A 21,697-nucleotide genomic window follows, 5' to 3' on the forward strand; every position below is an offset into this window, starting at 1 on the left:
AGATGTGTATAAGAGACAGGGGTCGGGGTGGTGCCGCCGCCGTTCAGGTCGAAGAAGAGCGCGTCCCGGTACGTCGAGCAGATGGTGTCCAGGAAGTACGCGCCGGCGGTGCCGCACTGCTCGGCCGCGGAACCCGGATCGACCGGGGTGCCGTGCCCCATTCCGGAGACCCGGTAGAGGCGTACCTCGTCGTTGCCGTACACCTCCAGACTCGTGTTGCCGGGCAGCGACGAGGTGCTGGTCGGGGTCTGCGAGATCCCCCGCACGTTGGTCCACTGGTCACGGGACTCGGTGCCGTTGAGCGGCGTGACAGTGGTGTCCGAGGTGCCGTGCCAGATGGCCACCCGGGGCCGCGGGCCGGTGTAGCCGGAGTACGCGCCACGGACCAGGTCGCCCCAGGCGGCCGGGGTCTTGTCCGCGCCGGGGTTCATGCAGCTGAACGCGTTGACCATGCTGGTGGCGCAGCGGTACGGGATGCCCGCGATGATCGATCCGGCGGCGAAGACGTCCGGGTAGGTGGCGAGCATGACCGCGCTCATCGCCCCGCCCGCGGAGAGGCCGCTGACGTAGACCCGGGAGCCGTTCACGCCGAAGTTCGCCTTGGCGTGGTCGACCATCTGCTTGATCGACAGCGCCTCGCCCTGACCCCGCGTGGTGTCCCCCGCCTCGAAGAAGTTGAAGCAGGAGTTGGCGTTGTTGCCGGAGGGCTGCTGGGCGACGATCAGGGCGAACTTCCACTGGTCGGCGTACTTCTGCCAGCCGGAGTTGGCGAAGTAGCCCGAGGCGTTCTGGGTGCAGCCGTGCAGCAGCACCACGGCCGGGGAGTTGGCCGGCAGGTTGTCCGGCCGGTAGGCGTACATGGCGAGGTTGCCCGGGTTGGAGCCGAACCCGGTGACCTGGGTGAGGGTGGCGGCCTGCGCGGGGGTGGCGAGGGTGATCGCGCCCGCCGCGGCGAGGACGAGCCCGGCGACCGCACCGATCAGACGGTTGAGGGTGGATGAGGAGCGGCGCACGGCGGCCTCCTGAAGGGGCGGACTGTGAACTGGGTCACGGTCGAATTGCCGCGACGTTACGTCCATGTGTCATCGGCATGACATGGCGCACACGCACACATTCACGGCGGGCTCTGTGTACGTCGGGCCGTGGACGGCACGGACGCGAATCCTCCACAAGAACAACGGTCCCCTCCTCGCAGGTCTGACCGGCCTGTCCAGGTCCGGTTGGTAACGTCCGCTGCGTGCCGTCCTCCCCGTCGCTGGCCACCGGGCCCGCACCCGCGTCACCGCCGCGTGCCGTCCGGGACCGCCGGGCCGACCTGATCGTCGTGCTGGTGGCGCTCGCGCTCGCCGTCTGGGTGACCAGCGGCCTGTGGCGGGACCCGAACGTGCGCACCATCACCGTCAACTCCAGCGACCAGGCGCTGTTCGAGTGGCTGCTGGCCTTCGGCGGGCACGCGGTCACCCACGGGGAGAACCCGCTCTTCACGTACCTGATCAACGTCCCGGACGGCGTCAACCTCGCGGTCAACACCTCGATCACGGTGTACGCGGTGGTCTTCGCCCCCCTCACGTACCTGATCGGGGCGCCGGCGACGTTCCTGGTGATCCTCACCCTGAACCTGTTCGCGACCGCGCTGGCCTGGTACTGGCTGCTCTCCCGGCACCTGGTCCGCAGCCGACTGGCGGCCGGGGTGGGCGGCCTGTTCATCGCCTACTCCCCCGGCATGGTCTCGCACGCCAACGCCCACCTGAACTGGACCGCCGGCTGGCTGGTGCCGCTGCTGATCTGGCGGCTGTTCGCGCTGCGCCGCCCCGGGCACTGGCTGCGCGACGGGGTGATCCTCGGTCTGCTGGTGGCGGTGGCCTTCTCGATCGCCGCCGAGGGCCTCTTCTTCACCGCGCTCGCGCTCGGCATCTTCGTCGCCGTCTGGGCGCTGCACCCCGCCCGTCGGGCCGAGGCCCGTGCCGCCCTGCCCGATTTCCTGCGCGGGCTCGCGGTGACGGCCGTGGTGGCCGGGGTGCTGCTGTCGTACCCGCTGTGGCTGCACTTCGCCGGCCCGCAGCGGTTCCACGGCACCGGCTTCGACCCGGTGATCCACTCCGAGGACATCGCCGCGTTCGCCGCGTTCCCGCGCCGATCGCTGGCCGGCGAGGTCGGGTTGGGCACCTCGCTGGCACCGAACCCGACCGAGGAGAACTCGTTCTTCGGCATCGGGCTGCTCGTGCTCACCGTGGTCTGCTTCGTGGCGCTGTGGCGGCGCGCCGACCCCGGCCGACGCGCCACCCTCTGGGCGCTGGGCATCCTGGCCCTGGTCTTCACGGTGCTCTCCTTCGGGCCGGTGGCGAAGCTCGACGGGCGGCGCACCGACCTGCCGATGCCGTTCGACCTGCTCGGGCAGCTGCCGGTGGTGAACGCCGCGCTGCCCGCCCGGCTGGCCCTGGTGGTCGCACCGGTGATCGGGGTGCTGCTGGCGTACACCGTCGACCAGTTGCGCGCCGCGCCACCACGGCACCGCTCCACGGAGCTGGCCTGGGCGCTCGGGTTCGCGGTGGCTCTGCTGCCGCTGCTGCCCACCCCGCTGTTGACCCACGAGCGGGAGCCCATCCCGCAGTTCATCACCTCCGGCACCTGGCGGCAGTACGTGTCGCCGGACGGCGTGCTCACGCCGGTGCCGCTGACCGTGGACATCTACCCGGACGGTCAGCGCTGGCAGGCGTACGCGCTGTCGCACCGGCAGGGCGAGTTCGCCATCCCGGGCGGGTTCTTCCTCGGCCCCGGCGGCCCCGACGGGCGGGGCCGGATCGGCCCGGTGCCGCGCACCCTGAGCGCGCTCATGGACCAGGCCGGCCGCACCGGGCTGGTGCCGATCATCACCGACGGCACGATCCGGGATGTCCAGTCGGACCTGCGGCACTGGCGCATCGAGACGGTGGTGCTCGCCGACGAGGTGCACGGCGCGAAGTTCGGAGTCGACGAGGACGCGGTGCGGCGTACCGCCACCGCGTTGTTCGGCGACCCGCAACGGGTCGACGACGTCTGGCTCTGGCGCATCCCGCTGGCTGACCGGTGAGGCGGCTCACCAGGGATCGCGGCCGCCGACGGGACTAGGCTTGACGCCGTGACAACGACGACCCCCGGCCTGACGGCCGTCCGCGCCGGCCTGCTCGACTACCAGGCCGCCTGGGACGAGCAGCGGCGCCTGCACGAGTCGGTGGTGGCCGGCGAGCGCGGCGACACCGTGCTGCTGCTGGAGCACCCGAGCGTCTACACCGCGGGTAAGCGCACCGAGCCGTGGGACCGGCCGACCGACGGCACCCCGGTCGTCGACGTCGACCGCGGCGGCAAGATCACCTGGCACGGGCCGGGGCAGCTCGTCGGCTACCCGATCGTGCGGCTGCCCGACCCGGTGGACGTGGTCGCCTACGTGCGCCGCACCGAGGAACTGCTCATCGACGTGTGCGCCGAGTTCGGGCTGACCGCCGGCCGGGTCGAGGGCCGCAGCGGCGTCTGGGTGCCCGAGGACGACCGGGGGCCCGCCCGCAAGGTGGCCGCCATCGGCATCCGGGTGGCCCGGGGCGTCACCCTGCACGGCTTCTCGATCAACTGCGACTGCGACCTGACGCAGTTCGACCGGATCGTGCCGTGCGGCATCCGCGACGCCGGCGTCACCTCGCTCACGGCCGAGCTGGGCCGCCCGGTCACCGTCGCCGACGTGCTCCCGGTGGTCGAGCGCCGGCTGTCCACCCTGATCGAGGTCTGAGCGCACAGCCGGCGCCCGGTTCTACGGGGTCAGCCGGTGCAGGTCGCGAGGGAACGCGGTGACCTCCCGGACGTTGGCCGCGCCGACCAGGCGGGCCACGAACCGTTCCAGGCCGATGGCGAAACCCCCGTGCGGCGGCATGCCGTGCCGGAACGCGTCCAGGTAGCCGGCGTACGGCTCGACCGGCTCACCCCGCGCGGCCAGCGCCGCCAGGTAGTCGCCGTGCCGGTGCAGCCGCTGCCCGCCGGTGACCAGCTCGACGCCCCGAAAGAGCAGGTCGAAACCGTTCGAGTACGCGGGCCGCGCCGGGTCCGGGTGGGTGTAGAAGGGGCGCTTCGCCATCGGGTAGCCGGTGACGAAGAGGAAGTCCGACCCGTGTTCGCGCAGGGCCCACTCGCCCAGTGTCCGTTCGTGGGCCGGCGCGAGGTCCGGCTCGTCGGCGGGCGCGCCGGCGAGCGTCAGCGCCTCGGTGAAGTGCACCGCGGGAATCTCCGCCGGCACCTGGGGCGCCGTGACGCCCAGCGTCGCCAGGGCGCCGGCCGCCCGCTCACCCACCACGCCCAGCATCCCCTCCAGGGTGTCGCGCAGCACCCGCATCACGTCGGAGTGGTCGGCCACGAAGCCGAGTTCCGCGTCGAGCGACGTGTACTGCGCGAGGTGCCGGACGGTGTCGTGCGGCTCGGCCCGGAAGACCGGCCCGACCTCGTAGACGCGTTCGAAGACACCGACCATGAGCTGCTTGTAGAACTGCGGCGACTGGGCCAGGTACGCGGGCCGGCCGAACCAGTCCAGCGCGAACACGTTCGCCCCGCTCTCGGTGCTGGAGCTGACCACCTTCGGCGTGTGGACCTCCACGAAGTCCCGGGCGTCGAGGGCGGCCCGGAATCCGGCCACCGCCGCCGCCGAGACGCGCAGCGCGGCCGAACGGCTCGGGTGGCGCAGGGCGGTCGGGGCGTTGTCGAGTTGCGTGGGCAGGCTCGCGGTCAGCGCCGGCCGGTACAGGTCGAACGGGGGCGGCACGGCGGGTGGGCCGAGTGGTCGTACCGTCGGGTCGGTCAGCTCGACCCCGGCGGGCGCGGTGCCGTTCGCGGTGACCGTGGCGGTGACCTCGACGACGGTCTCCTCGGGAAGTTTCTCCAGCTCGGCGCGGACGGCCGGGTCGGTGACGACGACCTGGGCCAGGCCGGCGGCGTCCCGGATGATGAGGAACGCCACCGACTTCAGCAGGCGACGGCGGTGCACCCAGCCGGCGATCCGCACGGTGTGGCCGACGTGGGTGGGCAGGTGGTCGGAGAGGATGCGTTGCACGGCGGGACCTCCTTGATCATCGCAACGCGACCCAGGGAGGTGTGGGCGAGCGGGAACCTCGCGGTGCCACCACACCTTCGCCCCCACCGGAGCGGGAGCCTCGTTCGTCGCCTGATGACCGGGGCCAGCCGGGCGGGCTCTACTGGGCGTCTCCGCCGTTCTACCCGCAGCTCGGGAGGGTCTTCGCGCACCGGTGCCAGACCGCCTCTCAGCACCGGCGGCTCTCTGCACTGGCGGGTCGGCGCGCTACTCGGCTCCGTCGTCGCTGTTGGCGCTGAACCTAGCACCGGACCCGTCAAATGTGACGCGCATTTTCGGCAGCGCGGTGTCCGGCGTCACAACGTCCGCGGCGTGACGCCGGTCGCCCGACGCACATAGACGACGGCCGTCCGGCGTAGGCTCGTTTTCGTGACGATCGAGCACTCCGCGCCGACGACCGGCCAGGCAGCGCGTACCGCAACAGCCGCCCCCGAGGGGCGCCGGCTGCTGCGCATCGAGGCGCGCAACGCCGAGACGCCGATCGAGCGCAAACCGCCGTGGATCAAGGTAAAGGCCAAGATGGGGCCGGAGTACACCCAGCTGCGCGGGCTCGTCTCGCGCGAGGGGCTGCACACCGTCTGCCAGGAGGCCGGCTGCCCCAACATCTACGAGTGCTGGGAAGACCGTGAGGCCACCTTCCTCATCGGTGGCGACCAGTGCACCCGGCGCTGCGACTTCTGCCAGATCGACACCGGCAAGCCGGCCGAGTTCGACGCCGACGAGCCGCGCCGGGTCGCCGAGTCGGTGGTCTCGATGGGCCTGCGGTACGCCACCATCACCGGTGTCGCCCGCGACGACCTGCCCGACGGCGGCGCCTGGCTGTACGCCGAGACCGTCCGGCAGATCCACGCCCTGCAGCCCGGCTGCGGCGTCGAGCTGCTGATCCCGGACTTCAACGCCGTCCCCGAGCAGTTGGCCGAGGTCTTCGGCTCCCGCCCTGAGGTGCTGGCGCACAACGTGGAGACCGTGCCGCGCATCTTCAAGCGGATCCGGCCGGCGTTCCGCTACGACCGCTCGCTGGACGTGATCCGGCAGGCCCGCGCTGACGGCCTGGTCACCAAGAGCAACCTCATCCTGGGCATGGGCGAGGAGCGGGCCGAGGTGTCGCAGGCGCTGCGCGACCTGCACGAGGCCGGCTGCGAGCTGATCACCATCACGCAGTACCTGCGCCCCTCGCCCCGGCACCACCCGGTGACCCGCTGGGTCAAGCCGGAGGAGTTCGTGGAGCTGCGCGAGGAGGCCGAGGAGATCGGCTTCGCCGGGGTGATGAGCGGGCCGCTGGTGCGCTCGTCGTACCGGGCCGGCCGGCTCTACCGGCAGGCGCTCGACGCCCGCGCCGGGGCGGCCGTCACCACCGCCGGCTGACCGCCGGCAGCGCCGCACGGGCCGCGCGGCGTCCGGGTGCCATGATCGTGCGATGACCGCCGGCGTACGCGAACAGCCGCGCGGCGCGGACTCCCCGCGCCCGCGGCCCGGTTCGCGCCTCGACCTGGCCGGCTGGCTCACCGTGTTGACAGTGCTCGCCGGGGTCGGCTACCGGCTCTGGCTGCTGGGGCACGCCGCGCCGCCGACGAACAGCGACGAGGCCACCATGGGTTTGGCCGCGCTGCACATCGCCCGGGGCGAGGGTTTCCCGGTCTGGTTCTACGGCCAGCAGTACATGGGCACGCTTGAGGCGTACCTGGCCGCGCCGGTGTTCGCGCTGGCCGGCGCCCCGTCGCTGCTCGGCCTGCGGCTGCCCACGCTCGCGCTGTACGTGCTGTTCCTGCTGTTGACCTGGCGGTTGACGCTGCGGCTGACCGGTGACCGCTGGTTCGGGCTGCTGGTGGTGGTGCTGCTGGCGCTCGGCTCCGACCGGGTGGTCAAGAACCAACTGATCGCCGGCGGCGGCTATCCGGAGATGAACGCGGCCGGGGCTGCGCTCGCCGTACTCGCCGTGGACCTGGCCGCCGGCCGGCCCAGGTGGCGACCGGTCCGGTGGGCGGCGTGGGGGTTCCTGGCCGGGCTGATGCTCTGGGTCGACCCGCTGGTGCTGCCGTACGTCGTGGCGACCGGGACGGTGCTTGTCGGGTTCTGCCACCGGGAACTGCGCGGGACGGCCGGGGCGCTGCTCGGGGCGGCTGCCGTGCTGGGGGCGGCCCCGCTGCTGCTGCACAGCCTGTCGACCGGGCGGAACCCTCTGCACGCGGTCCTCGCCGCCGGCGGCGCGGACGCCTCCGCCGGCTGGGCGGACCGGCTGCACGGCGGCCTGCTGCTGGGACCGCCGCTGGGCATGGGCTTCTGCGCTCCGGGGCGCTGCGCCACCTGGCAACTGTGGTGGGCGTACGCCCTGCCGGTGCTGCTGGTCGTGGCCGCCGCGACGGCCTGGTGGACGATGCGCCGCCTGGCCGGCACCGAACTCCGGGTGGCGGGGGCGATCAGGTTGGCGCTCGTGCTGGCCGCGGTGGCCACCCTCACCGCGTACACGGTGAGCAGCGCCGCCGGGCGTACGCCTGTGGAGAGTTCCCGCTACCTGTCCTGCCTGCTCCTCTCCCTGCCGGCGCTGCTCTGGCCGGTGTGGACGGTGGCCCGGCACGGTCTGCGCCCACCGGCCGTCGGCCGGCGGGCCGTCGGATCGTGGCTGGCCCGTCCGGTCGCGATCGTCCTGCTCGCCGCGACGCTGGGCACCGCCGCGCACGCCACCTGGCAGGGGGCACGGACCGCACCGGCGAGCCGGGCCGCCGAGGCCCGACACGAGGAGCTGGTGGCCGCCCTGCGGCACCTCGGCGTACGGCACGTCCGCGCCGGCTACTGGACCTGCAACCGGCTCACCTTCGCCAGCGACGAACGGGTCGTCTGCGCGGTCGTCGACGACACGCTGCGCCCCGGCTTCGACCGCTACCCCGCGTACCGGCGGGAGGTGGATGCCGCGCCGGCCCCGGCCTGGGTCGCTCCCACCGGATCCCCGCTGGCGGCCCGGCTCGACGAGCGGCTCGGCGCGGCCGCGGGCAGCCTGGAGTTGGTCAGCCTCGACGGCTGGCGGATCTACCTGCCGCGCTGACCACGCCGGGCGTCAGCGCGGCCCGACGCGCGTCAGCGCCCGACCTGGCGTCAGCGCGGGTCGGACGGCTCGGCGAGCAGGCCGAGGCGGTGGGCCAGGGCGGCGGCCTCCGTCCGGTTGGTCACGTCGAGCTTCGCGATGATCCGCGAGACGTGCACGCTTGCCGTCTTCGGTGAGATGAACAGCCGCTCGGCGATCCGGCTGTTGCTGTGACCCTCGGCGACCAGCCGCAGCACCTCCCGCTCCCGGGCGGTCAGCAGATCGGCGCCGGCGCCGCCATGACCGGTCCCGCGCAGGCCGACCCGCCGCGCCAGGGTCGCGGCCGCCTCGGCCAGCGGCGCGGCGCCCAGCCGCCGGGCGATGTCCGCGGCCTCGGTGACGGCCGCCGCCGCCTCGTCCCGCTCCCCCGCGCCGGCAGCCGCCTAGGCGAGGGCGAGCAACGCCCGACCGAGCGGGTACGGCTGCCCGTCGGCGCGCCACGCCCGCACCGCCGCCCGCCAGGCCGGCAGCACCTGGTCGCCGGCCGCCAGCAGGGCGGTGACCTGGGCGGCGTGCGCCCGTGCCGCCGGATGCCGGGCGGGCAGGTCGGCGGCGAGCGCGGCGACGGCAGCGGCCAGGTCCCGGTCACCCACCCGTGCGGCGGTACGGGCGACGGCGCTGAGCACCGGCCAGCCCTCGCGGGGCAGTTGCGGCAGTCGCTCGTCGGCCACCGCGACGCGGGCCGCCCGGACCGCCTCGATCTTGTCGTCGGCGGCCAGTGCCGACTCGATCGCCAACTCGTGCAGCGGCAGCCGGTGGTTCGGCCACAGGTAGGGCCGGCCGAGGAAGGCCAGCGCCCGGTCGACCAGCTCGTCGGCGGCCGGGTGGGCCCGGGCCAGCCGCAGCCCGGCGCCCAACTGGAGCCAGTGCAGCCCGGTGACGCCGGACAGGTCGATCCGGGCGGCCTCCGCGCACACCGCCTCGGCCTCGTCCCACCGGCCCAACGCGATAAGCGCCTCGGCCCGGTTGGACAGCAGGTACGCCCCGGTCGAGCGGCTGATCCCCACCCGGCGGGCCTCGGCCACCCCGGCCTCGGCGGCCTCGGCGGACTCGCCGTAGCGGCCCAGCTCGCAGAGCATGTCCGACTGGAACACCTTGGCGAGCACCACTGTCGGCGCGTCACCTGACGCGCGGGCGGCCGCCTCGGCGCGGGTCAGCTCGGTGAGCCCCTGCTCCAGGTCCCGTTCGCCGTGGCAGAGCAGCGCGATCCGGGTGGCCAGCAGCGCCGGTTCCGCGCCGAGCGCCTCGGCGTCCGTGGTGGCCTCGGCGGCCACCCGGGCGGCCTGCTCAGGATCGATCTTGACCAGGTGGGTGGCGATGTCGGCGAGCAGCCGGACCCGCTCGACGCCCTCCGGGCCACCGGCCGCCAGCCGGTACGCCTCATCGAGCTCACGCCTGCCGTCGCTCTTGCCGAGCAGGGCCAGCATCCGACCCCGCTGGTCCAGCAGTCGGGCGGCGCGCAGCGGCGCGGCGTCGGCGTCCACCTCGGCCAGTCCGGCCCGGGTCAGGGTGATCGCCCGGCTGAAGTCGCCGGCGATGACCGCGGCGTCCACGGTCCGCTCCAGCAGCGCCAGGTGGTCCATGCCGAGCAGGTCGGCGGCGTCGGGCACCAGCTCCCACAACTCCAGCGCCCGTTCCAGCAGCCGGCGTTGCTCGGCGTACGCGTACCGGTCGGCGGCTGCGCCGGCCGCCGCCAGCGCCGCCACCAGGGCACGCGGGTGGTCGTGCGCGGCGTACCAGTGGTGGGCGATCTCGGCCGGCGCGCGGCCGGCGGCGACCAGCTGCGGCTGGGCCTCGATGGCGGCCGCGAAGCGGGCGTGCAGCCGGGCGTGCTCGCCGGGCAGCAACTCGTCGTGTACGGCCTCGCGGACCAGCGCGTGCCGGAACTCGTAGTCGCCGTCGGGGTTCGCCACCACCAGCTGGGCGGCGACGGCGGCGCGCAGCGCGTCCTCCAACTCGGTCTCGGGCAGCCCGGCGACCTCGGCGAGCAGGTCGTGGGCGAACCGGGTGCCGCCGGCCGCGGCGATCCGCAGCACCCGCTGGGCCGGTTCGGGAAGCCGGTCCACCCGCGCGAGCAGCAGGTCCCGCAGTGTCTCGGGCAGCGCCGCGCAGCCGACCGGGTCGCCGGCCACCGCCAGCTCCTCGATGAAGAACGGGTTGCCCTGGGTGCGCTCGTGGACGTCGTCGACGGCGCGGGCGAGCGGCTCGGCGCCGAGCAGGTCGGCGAGGATCGCGCCGGTGCCGTCGCGGTCCAGCCGGCCCAGGTCGACCCGCTGCACGCCACGGACGCGGTCCAGTTCGGCGAGGAACGGCCGCAGCGGATGGCCGCGCTGCAACTCGTCGGTGCGGTAGGTGCAGACCAGCAGCAGCCGTCCCGGCCGGGCCGCCCGGACCAGGAAGCCGATCAGGTCGCGGGTGGAGCGGTCCGCCCAGTGCAGGTCCTCGATCAGCAGCACCAACGGCCGGGCGTCGGCGAGCCGCTGGAACAGCTCGGCGACCAGGTCGAACAGGTAGCCGCGCGGGGCGTCGCCGAGCGAGGTCGCGGTCGGCGCGGCACGCTCGGCCGTCACCCGGCCCAGCTCCGGCAGCAGCCGGGCGAACTCCGCCTCGTAGCCGGCGAAGACCTCCGGGCCGTCGACGCGCAGCACCGTCCGCAGGGCGGCGGCGAACGGGGCGAACGGCAGACCCGCCTCGCCCAGCTCCAGGCACTGGCCGACAAGCACCCGCGCCCCGCCGCCGGTGGCCCCGCCGGCGAACTCCTCCAGCAGCCGGGTCTTGCCCACGCCCGCCTCGCCACCGACCAGCACGGTGCTCGGCTCACCCGCGCGTACCCGGGCCAGCGCGTCGCGCAGCGCCGCCAACTCGCGGTGGCGGCCGACGAGGACGGAGCTGGCGGCGCGTACGGTCACGGGACCGAGCATGCCAGAACGACCGCCGTCACCGGTCCCGCCGCTCGGCGGGTGGCCGAGCGGCGGGGCGAGAGGCGGTGGACCGGCCGGCACGGCGGGAGCCGTGTCCGGGGCGGCCGGGGCGGGCGCGGTCACCGGCGGGCGTCGGTGCGGCGGGACTGCTGGCGGCGACCCAACCAGGTGCGGCCGGGCCGGGGCGACACCGCGCGGGCGAGCCGGTCCGCGGCCGCCTCGGCGCGCAGCTCGGCGGCGTGCGTACGGTGCAGGGAGAGCAGGAATTCCGCGTCGTTGCCGAACATGTCGGGCTCCTTCGTGGCGTTGTCATCTTCTGCTGATGACTCTCCGCGTGAAGGCCCCGCCCGGGCATGGGCACAGCGCCTCATCTTCCCCGGCGACAGCCTCCTTACCCGCCCTGCCCGGGCGGCTGAGGCGACGTAAGGTACTCAGCCGGCCGGCATCCGGACGCGGATCAACGGGGCGGACGGCGACCACTAGACTCTGCGGCATGGCAAAGCCCCAGGAGAAGGTCTCGTTCGGCCAGCGGCTGAAGCAGATCGGGATGGTGTTCCAGTTCACCGCCAAGCAGGACCGGTGGTTCGCGCCGCTGGTCGCCGCCGCGGTGCTGCTCCCGCTCGCCCTCACCGTGGTCGCGGTCATCCTCTGGGGCTGGATCTGGCTGCCGCTGGGCATCCTGTTCGCCCTGCTCGCGGTGCTGATCGTGCTCAACCTGCGGTCCAACCGGGCGATGATGAACGCCGCCGAGGGGCAGCCCGGCGCGGCGGCGCAGATCATGGAGAACATGCGCGGCGACTGGCGGGTGACCCCGGCGGTCAGCTCCACCACCCAGATGGACATGGTCCACCTGGTGATCGGCCGGCCGGGCGTGATCCTGCTCGCCGAGGGCAACCCGCAGCGGGTGCGTGGCCTGCTCGGGCAGGAGAAGCGGCGGCTGTCCAAGGTGATCGGCTCGGCGCCCCTGCACGACTACGTGATCGGCCAGGACGAGGGCGAGCTGCCCATCCGCAAGCTGCGCACGACGCTGCTGCGCCTGCCCCGCGCGCTCTCCGGCAAGGACGTCAACTCGCTGGACAAGCGACTCAAGGCCCTCACCGCTCGTCCGCAGATGCCCAAGGGCGCGATCCCGAAGAACATGCGGCCGCCAGGCGCCTTCCGCCAGTCGCGGGGCCGCTGACCCCTCAGGTGTACGCGTAGAAGAGCCGGACCCGCACGGGTCCGGCTCTTCTACGCGTACACCCTCGTGGGCCGGCCCTCGACGCGCGGCGCTCATTGCGCCCCGCTGCCCGCTGCCCGGTCGGGTCAGCGGCGGGGGGCGTCGGCGATCACCGAGTCGGCGAGCCGGTCGTGCAGGCCGCGACGGTGCTCGTCCATGATCAGCGCGGGGACGACGAGGGCCAGCAGGAGGCCCCGGATCAGTCCCCGGAGCACCCCGATGCGGCCGCCGTCGTGCCAGTTCACGCAGCGGATCTTCGTGATGTACATGCCCGGGGTCTGGGCGAACAGGCCGAGGAAGAGGCCGTACACGACGACCAGCACCAGCACGGGGGCCCAGCCGTCGTGTACCGGGTCGGCGAAGATGTTGGACACCAGCAGGCAGAGCACCCAGTCGATGATCAGCGCCCCGAACCGCTTGCCGAGGCTCGGCGGGGTGAAGGTGGGATCGGTGGCCGGTGCTGCCGGGACGTGCGGAATGGTCACAGCGGTCAAGGGTATCCGCGCCCCTGGTGATGGACCTGCGGGCGTCACCACCACTCCGTGCCGATCAGGACCAAAGGCATCAGATGTCACTACACTGGTACAGCCGGTACGGCGTTCGCGCGGGCCGGAAGCGTGGACGGGGCGTCGCTGACGCTCCGCGAGGGACGTAACACGGCAGAAACACCGGAGACATGGCCGGGCAACCCCCCGGCCATAGCGTCGCCAGAAGCCTAGCCACCCCGTGGACGTGCCAGGAGGATGTGTGTTCGCCAACCCCGAGGAACTGCTGCGATACCTCAAGAACGAGGACGTGAAGTTCGTCGACGTTCGCTTCTGTGACCTGCCCGGCGTGATGCAGCACTTCAACCTGCCGGTCGAGTCCGTCAACGACGACCTCTTCACCGACGGCCTCGCGTTCGACGGTTCGTCGATCCGCGGTTTCCAGGCGATCCACGAGTCGGACATGCTCCTGCTCCCGGATGTCGCCACCGCGTTCATCGACCCGTTCCGCGCGCAGAAGACTCTCGCGCTCAACTTCTTCATCCACGACCCGTTCACCCGCGAGGCGTACAGCCGCGACCCGCGCAACGTGGCGAAGAAGGCCGAGGCGTACCTGGCGGCGAGCGGCATCGCCGACACCGCCTACTTCGGCGCCGAGGCGGAGTTCTACATCTTCGACTCGATCCGCCACGAGACCTCGGCCCACCAGTCGTTCTACTACATCGACTCGATCGAGGGCGCGTGGAACACCGGCCGCGAGGAGCCGGGCGGCAACCGCGGTTACAAGACCGCGTACAAGGGCGGCTACTTCCCGGTGCCGCCGGTCGACCACTACGCCGACCTGCGCGACTCGATCGTGCGCCGGCTGGTCGACACCGGCTTCAGCGTCGAGCGTTCGCACCACGAGGTGGGCACCGCCGGCCAGTCTGAGATCAACTACCGGTTCTCCACCCTGCTGCACGCCGGGGACCAACTCCAGCTCTTCAAGTACATCGTGAAGAACGAGGCCTGGGCCAACGGCAAGACCGCGACCTTCATGCCCAAGCCGCTGTTCGGTGACAACGGCTCCGGCATGCACACCCACCAGAGCCTCTGGCTCAACGGTGAGCCGCTCTTCTACGACGAGACCGGCTACGCCGGCCTGTCCGACATGGCCCGCTGGTACATCGGCGGCCTGCTGCACCACGCGCCGTCGCTGCTCGCCTTCACCAACCCGACGATCAACTCGTACCGTCGTCTGGTGCCGGGCTTCGAGGCGCCGGTCAACCTGGTCTACTCGCAGCGCAACCGCTCCGCCTGCACCCGCATCCCGGTGACCGGCAGCAACCCGAAGGCCAAGCGCGTCGAGTTCCGCGTCCCGGACCCGTCGGCCAACGTCTACCTGGCGTTCTCGGCGATGATGATGGCCGGCCTCGACGGCATCAAGAGCAAGATCGAGCCGCCGACGCCGATCGACAAGGACCTCTACGACCTCCCGCCGGAGGAGTGGGGCGACGTCAAGCAGGTGCCGGGCTCCCTGTCGGCCGTGCTCGACTCGCTGGAGGCCGACCACGACTACCTGCTCGACGGCGGCGTCTTCACCCCCGACCTGATCTCCACCTGGGTCGACTGGAAGCGCGCCAACGAGGTCGACCCGGTGCGCCTGCGCCCGACCCCGCACGAGTTCGCCATGTACTACGACTGCTGAGCAGTCAGATGCACGACGACTGCTGAGCAGTCGCTAGAACACTGGCCGGGCCGGCTCCGCTCACCGCGGAGCCGGCCCGGTTCGCTTTGCGCCGCCCCCCGGCATACCTTCGCGTCCGATATATTGCCCGTGTGGACACACCACTGCGCGAACCGACGTTCCTGATCCTCACCGCGCTGGCCGCCCAGCCGATGCACGGCTACGGGCTGATCGGTGAGGTCGCCGCCCTGTCCGACAACCGGGTGTCGCTACGCCCCGGGACGCTCTACGGGGCGCTCGACCGGCTGGTCGACGCCCGCCTCGTCGAGGTCGACCGGGAAGAGGTGGTGGACGGCCGACTGCGCCGCTACTACCGCCTCTCCCCCGGCGGCGAGACCACGTTGAGCGCCGAGACCGAGCGGCTGCGCCGCAACGTCGAAGCCGCCACCATCCGGCTGTCCAAGCGCACTCGCGCCGCCCTCCCGACCACCCCACGCACGGCCGGAGGGCTGGCATGAACGACCTGGAACGCCGCTACCTCCGGCTGCTGCGCGCGTACCCCGCCGACTACCGGCGCGCCCGCGGCGCCGAAATCGTCGGTACCTACCTCGACCTGGCCGCCCCCGACCAACGCTGGCCGGCGCCGGCGGACGCCGCGGACCTGGTGCGCGGCGGCCTCCGCCAGCGGCTCCGAGCCGCGGGCGTCACCGACCTGATCCCGGGGGTACGCCTCGCGGCGCTGCTGGCCCTGGTCACCGCGAGCGCTCTCGCCGGTGTCTGGGGTACGGCGGAGCTGCATCCGCCGCCCGTGGAGTGGGGCGTCCCCCACGTCGGCCCGTTCGTCTCGCTCGGTGTCGTCGCGTGGGCAGCATGGCTGCTGGCGGCGGTGGTGATCGCCGTCGCGCCGAGCCGGGTCGCCCGGTGGGCCATCACCCTCGCGCTCCTGCTCACGATTGCGCTGCCACCGGTGGCCGCGGCGCTCGACGCACTCCGACCGCCGCTGATGGTGCTGCTGCCGCAGGTGGTCCTGGGCCTGCTGGGGCTCGCCCTGCCCGGTCGGCCCTCCCGTGCGATCCGCCTCGCGCCAGCGCTGTCCGCCCTGTTGGCGGTGGTGGCGACAGAATTCCTGGTGGGCTTGGATGCGGTCGGCACGTACTACGGCGCCACCCTGGCGATCTTCCTGCCCACCGTCGGCGGGCTGTTGCTGCTCGTCGGGGCTCTGCTGGCTGCGGGTCTGGCGCTGGGCGGGGACAACCGCGGCGGCTGGGCGCTCGTCACACTGCTCACCCCCGCCGGCTTCCTGGCGGTGCCCGGCCTGGCTGACAGCTTCGGCCCGGGACAGGGCAGCATCACCTTCGCGGAACTGGCTGTGACCGCTGGGGCCGTCGCGATCGTCGGCCCTGCCGTCCTGCTCCTGACCGTCCTGTTTCGCTCCCGCCGGGCCTCCACCCGCCAACCCTCAGGCCAACCCTGCCCCACCTGCGGCGCGCGAGCCTGACCACATCCCCGCCGCGCCGCACCCCTCACCCCGCTCCGCTGCGCGCCACCCCGCCCACCCGGGCCGGCCGGGCCGGGCCGGGCCGGGCCCAAAGATCGTGCTCGATCCTGGATGTAGTGGTCTCGAACCCGCAGGACGCCACTACATCCATGTTCGAGCACGATCTTGACCGCACGACGATGACGATCATGAGGTTGGCGAGGCATTCCGTCCAGGTTGCCCCCGTCAACCTCATGATCAACGACGACTGCGGCGGGTGGTGCGGACGAGGACGGTCAGGAGCAGGGCGGTCATCGCCAGCGCGCCGGGGGCCTTCGTGAAGCGGGCCAGGTTGGTGCCGTCGGGCAGGGCGAGGAAGGCAGCCGCCGCGACTGGCAGCACGAACCACGTCGTACGGGCGGCGGTGAGCGCGAGCAGCGCCAGCGGCCAGGTCGCGTACCAGGGGTGGAAGACCGGGGACAGGACGACTGTGGCGACCAGTGCCAGTGCCGCGCCGTGCAGCGCCGCCCGTGGGCGGGCCGGCTCGCCCGATTCCCGCAGGTCCCGCCAGACCCGCCACCAGAGCACCGCCAGCACCGCGGCGAGCAGCAGCAGCGCCGCCGCCCGGACCACCGGCACCGCCTGCGGGTTCCGGCCGATCAGCTCGCCGGCGTAGTCCATCACGAACCCGACGGCGGTGGGCGGCGAGGTCCACTGCTCGGAGTCGCCGCTGCGGGTCAGCCCGCCGACCCAGCCGAACCCGAGACCGGACAGCGCCGACGTGACAAGCACCGCGCCGAGCAGTCCGCCGGCCAGCCAGCCGCCGTCGCGCAGCAGCGCCCGTACGGTGTGCCGGCCCCGCACCGCGGCCAGCGCGGCGAACGGCACCACCACCACGGCGCTGGCCTTCACGGTGACCGCCAGCCCGAGCAGCGCCCCGGCGAGCAGCAGTGCCGCCGGCCGTCCGGGCCGGCGGACCGCCACCAGCAGCCCGCACAGCAGCAGGCCCACCATCACGGCGTCGTTGTGCGCGCCGGCCACCAGGTGTACGCCGACCAGCGGGCAGGCCAGCAGCAGCCAGACCGCCCGCCGGGGCGGCACTCCGGCTGCCCGTGCCAGCCGGGGCAGGCAGAGCGCGGCCAGCAGCAGTCCTGCCACGGCGGTCACCCGCAGCAGCACAAGCGTGCCGGTGAGCCCGCCGCCGAGTTGGACGGCGAGCGCCGCGAGCAGCACGAACACCGGCCCGTACGGCGCCGGGGTGTCCCGCCAGATCGGTGCCACCGTCTCCAGCCACGGGCAGCCCGCCGCCGCCACCCCGACCGCGTACGGGTCGGCGCCGTGCGCGTACGTCCAGCCCTGGCAGGCGTACGAGTAGACGTCCCGGCTGCCCAGCGGTGGCGCGACCAGCAGCGGCAGCGCCCACAGACCGGCGGTGACGTACGCCCACCGGGTCGACGGCGCTCCCCCGCGCAGCGACCACCATGCCCCGACCAGCAGCACGGTGCCGGCCAGCCAGCAGGCAAGCGTGGCCGGGCCGTCCGGGGCTCGCCAGATCGACAGGGGTGTCACGCCCAGCGGGACGGCGTCGGGCAGCGCCCCCCCGAGGTAGCCGGCGACGGCGAGCAGAACGGCGCCGAGCAGGCCGGCGTACCGGGTGAGAGAGGCACCGGGAGTGGTCACCGGCGCACCTTCCCTCAGTCGGCGGCGACCGGCTGCCGGGCCGCCCGAGCCGACCATACCAACCGGACGACCAGCACGATCACCAACAGCGTCATCAGTGGCGCCCCGACGGTCTTGGTGTAGCGGGGCAGGCCGGTGCCGTCGGGCAGCACGAGGAACGACGCGACGAGGGCGACCGCGACGAACCATCTGGTCCGCTGGGCGGTGGCGGCCAGCACGAACAGCGGCCAGGTCCAGTACCAGGGGTGCACGACGGGGGCGAGCGCGACGGTGAGGGCGAGCGCGAGGCCGGCGTAATACAGCGGGTCGCGGGTTCGGGCCCGCCACCAGAGCCAGACGAGCAGCACGGCCAGGACGACCACGGCGATCCCGCGCGTCACCGGCAGCGCGTCGATGTGACCGCCGAACAGCGCGGCGACGTAGCCGACGGTCTGCCCGACGGCGGTCGGCGGGGAGGTCCAGGCGACGGCGGCGCCGCCCTGGGACAGCCCGCCGATCCAACCGAAGTCCAGCCCACCGGCGACGGTCACGCCGACCACGGTGGCGATCGCGCCGCCGACCACCCAGCCGCCGTCGCGGATGAGCGTCCGGAGCCGGTACGGCCCGGCGGTGGCCGCCAGGGCGGCGAACGGCACCACCACCACGGCGGTCACCTTGATCGCCACCGCGAGGCCGAGCAGCAGCCCGCCGACCAGCAGCATTCCGCGACGGCCCGGGTGCGACGCCACCACGGCCAGCCCACCGACCAGCGCGGCGAGCATCAACACGTCGTTGTGGGGGCCGCCGATCAGGTGCGCGGCGACGAGCGGGGACCCCAGCGCCAGCCACACCGCCCGCTGGGGCGGCACACCGGCCCGGCGCGCCAGGGCGGGCAGCGCCCACGCGCTCAGCACCACGCCGATCAGCGACAGCGCCCGGAACAGCACGATGCTCGCGGTCAACGAACCTGTCACCTTGACCACCGCGCCCGCGATGAGCACGAAGAGCGGCCCGTACGGGGCCGGGGTGTCGCGCCAGATGACCGACACGGTGTCCAGCCAGGGGCAGGGCAGCGCGGAGACGCCCTGCTCGTACGGGCTGATGCCGCCGACGAAGCTGGCGCCCTGGCAGGCGTACGCGTACACGTCGCGGCTGCCGAAGGGCGGCGCGACCAGCAACGGCAGCAGCCAGAGCCCCACGGTGACCAGCGCCCACCGCGTCGACGGACCCCCGTCGCGAAGAGCCCACCAGGCGTACGCCATGAGGCCGGTACCGACCGCCCAGGCGGCGAGGATCAGCGGGCCGTGGGGCCCCTGCCAGATGCTGACCGGGGTGCTGCGCAGCGGGCCGCTGGGAAACGCGCCCCCGAGGTAGGCGGAGATCGCGAGCAGCGTCGAGCCGGCCAGGCCGGTCCAGCGCGCGAGGTGGGAAGGCACGACCGACATGCTGCCAGCACCTCGGTCGTGGGACGACGGCAGCACCGTCAGCAGTGGTTCGCCGGCGTGAGTCCGCTGGACACCGTGTAGTCACCGGCCGCACGGACCCGCACCTCGGTCCACCCGTCCGCGCCGGGGCGTACGCAGCCGTCCGGGCCGGTCAGCGACAGCCAGCGCGACCACCGCACCCGCACCGGCACGTCGCCGGGCGCGGCGGTCAGGCGGACCGAGCCGCGGTCGGCGGTGACGAGCTGCCCCGGGGCGCCGACAAGCGGTGTCGGGTCGACCACGGCGTACATCCGCCAGGTCGGGTCGCTCCAGACCTCCTGCAGGTACGGCAGGTCGGCGCGGATCAGGGCGGCCTCGTCGCGGCCCCACCGGTCGGCGGGAGCGTCCGGGGCGAGCACCACGTAGGTCACCGCCTCGCGGCGGAGCCACGTCTCGTACGTCTGCGCGGTCAGGCTGCCGTCGTAGAACAGCGCGTTGCGGTCGCTGTCGACCTGGCGTTCCCAGCCACGGGCCAGTGGCGCGGTCGGTGGGAGGTACGCGGACTCCCAGTGGTCCCGCAGTGGCACCACCTCGACCCGCCCGACCGGCTGCCGCCTGTCGAGTTCCGCGATGAGCGGCCGGTAGCGGGCCGCGTCGCTCTCCGGGGAGCCGGCGCGGGTCACGTCGCCCGCCATCACCGGCGACTGCCACCACACGGTCGCGGCGAGCAGCCCGGCGAGCCACGGGCCGGGCAGCACCGCGTACCCGGCCAGCACGGGCAGGGCGAACAGCATCGGCAGTCGCAGCGCGTTGGAGCCGATCGGGCTGGGCACGTAGTACGCGCCGACCAGGAGCAGCACGGTGAGCGCCGCGCCGATGCGCAGCACCCGGCGACGGCGCGGCAGCACGACCGCCACCAGCACCGCGAGCGCGACGTTGATCCGCATCGACTCGGCCGAGTACGGCTGGGTGCCGCCGTTGCCGAAGAGGACCGCGATCGGGGCCAGCGTGACGGCGGGCGCCACGGCCAGGACGAGCCCCTCGGCGAGGGGGCGGTCGATCCGCCAGCCACCGGGCAGCGGGCGGCCCGGCCCGGCGCCGGTGCGCAGGGCGGACAGCAGCAGCGCCGCGCCGGCCAGCCCGGTGAACAGGCCGGCGACCGGGCTCGCCGCCGTGGCCAGGGCGGCGCAACCGGCGGCGAGTACCAGCCTGATCCAGCGTGGCGGGCGGTCCGCGCTGACCGCGCAGAGCGCCAGCAACCCGAACGTCAGCCCGACGGCGAAGGTGATCCGACCGCTGGCCAGGTTGCCGACCAGCACCACGGCGCCGAGGACACCGGCCAGCAGGGGCCGGCGGGCCCGGTTGCGGGTGAACAGCCACGCCAGCGCGGCCGCGCCGAGCACGGCGGCGACCGCCCCCAGCGGACGCATCCCGACCAGCGCGCCCCACCTGGCCGTGAAGAGGCTGTAGCCGTACTGGTTGACGCCCCCGTACCAGCCGAGGTCGATCGGCGTGGCCCCGTACCGGTCGGCGAACTCGGCGCGGGCCACCTGGGCGGCGAGGTCGGTGCCCATCGGCGGCGCGAGCAGGAACGCGACGGCGAGCACCACCGCGACAGTGGTCGCCGCCGCGCAGCCGGCGTACTGCCCGGCCGGGCGCGTCGACGCGTCAGGCATCGAGGACACGCTCGGCCGCGGCTCGGGAGCGGCGGGCGGTGCGCAGGTACTCGTCGAGGAACTCCCCCGGGTCGTCGCGGCCAAGCAGCCGGACCACCCCGGCCAGCTCCACCCCGTGCCGGGGCAGCTGGTCACCGGCCCGACCCCGGACCAGCATCAACGCGTTGCGGACCTGCGCGGCCAGGGACCAGCCGGCGGCCATCTCCGCGGCGTCCGCCGGGTCGACCAGGCCCGCCTCGGCGGCGGCCGCGAGGGCGTCGAGGGTACGCGTGCCGCGCAGCGCCGGATTCGCGCCGGCGTGCCGGAGCTGGACCAGCTGCACTGCCCACTCCACGTCGGCGAGCCCGCCCCGGCCCAGCTTGGTGTGGGTGGCCGGGTCGGCGCCCCGGGGCAGCCGCTCGGTCTCCACCCGGGCCTTGATCCGGCGGATCTCGACGACCTGCTCGCGGGTCAGCCCCTCGGCGGGGTAACGCACCGGGTCGATCATCGCCTCGAACTCGGCGCCCAGGTCGGCGTCGCCGCAGACGAACCGGGCTCGCAGCAGCGCCTGCGCCTCCCACACCCGCGACCAGCGGGCGTAGTACTGCGCGTAGGCGGCGAGACTGCGTACCAGCGGACCCTGCCGGCCCTCCGGACGCAGGTCGGCGTCGACGCCGAGCGGCGGGTCGGGGGCGGGTACGCCGAGCAGCCGGCGCAGTTCCTCGGCGATGGCGTGCGCGGCGGCGCTGGCGGCGCTCTCGTTGCCCCCGGCGGGCGGGTCGTAGACGAAGAGCACGTCGGCGTCGGAGAGGTAGTTCGACTCGTACCCGCCGAGCCGGCCCATGCCGATGACGGCGAACCGCAGCCCGGCCGGCGCCGGTTGGCTGGCCCGGGCGGCCCGCAGCGCGGCGGCCAGGGTGGCGTCGGTGACGTCGGAGAGCGCCGTGCCCACGGCTGTCACGTCGGACAGCCCGGGGGCCGGCCGGTCGCGGCGAGCAGCCCGGC

The 21,697-nt window shown here is 73.8% G+C and carries 18 protein-coding genes; 8 read left to right on the top strand and 10 right to left on the bottom strand.

Translation table 11 applies throughout. The features are described from left to right. The coding region (locus FHG89_RS05480; protein WP_139583259.1) for an extracellular catalytic domain type 1 short-chain-length polyhydroxyalkanoate depolymerase at positions 1 to 1,013 on the bottom strand (1,013 nt) is incomplete at its 3' end. Positions 1,014 to 1,237: 224 nt separating this feature from the next. On the opposite strand from FHG89_RS05480, the gene FHG89_RS05485 reads away from it, so the two are divergent. Together FHG89_RS05485 and lipB are read left to right on the top strand one after the other, a co-directional pair. Next, the gene (locus FHG89_RS05485; RefSeq protein ID WP_139583260.1) at positions 1,238 to 3,070 is read left to right on the top strand and encodes a DUF6311 domain-containing protein; all 1,833 of its coding nucleotides are present in this window, start codon (positions 1,238 to 1,240) and stop codon (positions 3,068 to 3,070) included. A gap of 48 nt (positions 3,071 to 3,118) precedes the next feature. Then, positions 3,119 to 3,760 (top strand): lipoyl(octanoyl) transferase LipB, encoded by a 642-nt coding sequence (lipB, locus tag FHG89_RS05490; protein WP_139583261.1) that lies wholly within the window; start codon positions 3,119 to 3,121, stop codon positions 3,758 to 3,760. A 21-nt stretch (positions 3,761 to 3,781) separates the two neighbouring features. Here the strand turns inward: lipB and aspS are convergent, their stop codons facing one another. After that, a complete protein-coding gene (gene aspS, locus FHG89_RS05495) occupies positions 3,782 to 5,068 on the bottom strand; it encodes an aspartate--tRNA(Asn) ligase (protein ID WP_139583262.1) in 1,287 nt (428 codons plus the stop codon). Between the two features lie 408 nt (positions 5,069 to 5,476). On the opposite strand from aspS, the gene lipA reads away from it, so the two are divergent. After that, the gene (lipA, locus tag FHG89_RS05500) at positions 5,477 to 6,472 is read left to right on the top strand and encodes a lipoyl synthase (protein ID WP_139583263.1); all 996 of its coding nucleotides are present in this window, start codon (positions 5,477 to 5,479) and stop codon (positions 6,470 to 6,472) included. Positions 6,473 to 6,524: 52 nt separating this feature from the next. Further along, positions 6,525 to 8,147: a hypothetical protein gene (locus FHG89_RS05505; RefSeq protein ID WP_139583264.1), complete on the top strand. Its 1,623-nt coding sequence runs from the start codon at positions 6,525 to 6,527 to the stop codon at positions 8,145 to 8,147. A 50-nt stretch (positions 8,148 to 8,197) separates the two neighbouring features. Here the strand turns inward: FHG89_RS05505 and FHG89_RS33565 are convergent, their stop codons facing one another. From FHG89_RS33565 to FHG89_RS32795, 3 genes are all read right to left on the bottom strand, one after another. Then, on the bottom strand, positions 8,198 to 8,509 hold the full coding sequence (locus tag FHG89_RS33565) for a response regulator transcription factor (protein WP_341874246.1): 312 nt from the start codon (positions 8,507 to 8,509) through the stop codon (positions 8,198 to 8,200). Between the two features lie 60 nt (positions 8,510 to 8,569). After that, entirely contained in the window at positions 8,570 to 11,095 is a 2,526-nt protein-coding gene (locus FHG89_RS05510; protein WP_244295186.1) for an ATP-binding protein, read from the bottom strand. Between the two features lie 131 nt (positions 11,096 to 11,226). Further along, complete coding sequence (locus FHG89_RS32795; protein ID WP_167517346.1) at positions 11,227 to 11,394, bottom strand: hypothetical protein; 168 nt, start codon at positions 11,392 to 11,394, stop codon at positions 11,227 to 11,229. Between the two features lie 206 nt (positions 11,395 to 11,600). On the opposite strand from FHG89_RS32795, the gene FHG89_RS05515 reads away from it, so the two are divergent. Beyond that, positions 11,601 to 12,287 (top strand): DUF4191 domain-containing protein, encoded by a 687-nt coding sequence (locus FHG89_RS05515; RefSeq protein ID WP_139583265.1) that lies wholly within the window; start codon positions 11,601 to 11,603, stop codon positions 12,285 to 12,287. A 125-nt stretch (positions 12,288 to 12,412) separates the two neighbouring features. On the opposite strand, the gene FHG89_RS05520 is transcribed toward FHG89_RS05515, so the two are convergent. Then, positions 12,413 to 12,811: an RDD family protein gene (locus tag FHG89_RS05520; protein ID WP_139583266.1), complete on the bottom strand. Its 399-nt coding sequence runs from the start codon at positions 12,809 to 12,811 to the stop codon at positions 12,413 to 12,415. A gap of 262 nt (positions 12,812 to 13,073) precedes the next feature. On the opposite strand from FHG89_RS05520, the gene glnA reads away from it, so the two are divergent. The 3 genes from glnA to FHG89_RS05535 all read left to right on the top strand — a co-directional run bounded on the left by glnA (position 13,074) and on the right by FHG89_RS05535 (position 15,975). Then, entirely contained in the window at positions 13,074 to 14,498 is a 1,425-nt protein-coding gene (glnA, locus tag FHG89_RS05525) for a type I glutamate--ammonia ligase (RefSeq protein ID WP_139583267.1), read from the top strand. Between the two features lie 131 nt (positions 14,499 to 14,629). After that, positions 14,630 to 14,995, top strand: a complete 366-nt coding sequence (locus FHG89_RS05530; protein WP_139583268.1) for a PadR family transcriptional regulator — start codon at positions 14,630 to 14,632, stop codon at positions 14,993 to 14,995. Continuing rightward, positions 14,992 to 15,975: a hypothetical protein gene (locus tag FHG89_RS05535; RefSeq protein WP_139583269.1), complete on the top strand. Its 984-nt coding sequence runs from the start codon at positions 14,992 to 14,994 to the stop codon at positions 15,973 to 15,975. The genes FHG89_RS05530 and FHG89_RS05535 overlap by 4 nt, the downstream gene beginning before the upstream one ends. A gap of 237 nt (positions 15,976 to 16,212) precedes the next feature. Here the strand turns inward: FHG89_RS05535 and mptB (FHG89_RS05540) are convergent, their stop codons facing one another. The 4 genes from mptB (FHG89_RS05540) to FHG89_RS05555 all read right to left on the bottom strand — a co-directional run. Then, positions 16,213 to 17,691 (bottom strand): polyprenol phosphomannose-dependent alpha 1,6 mannosyltransferase MptB, encoded by a 1,479-nt coding sequence (gene mptB, locus FHG89_RS05540; protein ID WP_139583270.1) that lies wholly within the window; start codon positions 17,689 to 17,691, stop codon positions 16,213 to 16,215. Next, entirely contained in the window at positions 17,649 to 19,049 is a 1,401-nt protein-coding gene (gene mptB / locus FHG89_RS05545) for a polyprenol phosphomannose-dependent alpha 1,6 mannosyltransferase MptB (protein WP_208760868.1), read from the bottom strand. The genes mptB (FHG89_RS05540) and mptB (FHG89_RS05545) overlap by 43 nt, the downstream gene beginning before the upstream one ends. Before the next feature lie 47 nt (positions 19,050 to 19,096). Then, complete coding sequence (locus tag FHG89_RS05550; RefSeq protein ID WP_139583272.1) at positions 19,097 to 20,713, bottom strand: hypothetical protein; 1,617 nt, start codon at positions 20,711 to 20,713, stop codon at positions 19,097 to 19,099. Next, on the bottom strand, positions 20,706 to 21,697 hold a 992-nt coding region (locus FHG89_RS05555; protein ID WP_482809817.1), incomplete at its 5' end, for a [protein-PII] uridylyltransferase family protein. The genes FHG89_RS05555 and FHG89_RS05550, both read right to left, overlap by 8 nt.

The sequence above is a fragment of the Micromonospora orduensis genome (assembly GCF_006228125.1).
GTDB classification, from domain to species: Bacteria; Actinomycetota; Actinomycetes; order Mycobacteriales; family Micromonosporaceae; genus Micromonospora; species Micromonospora orduensis.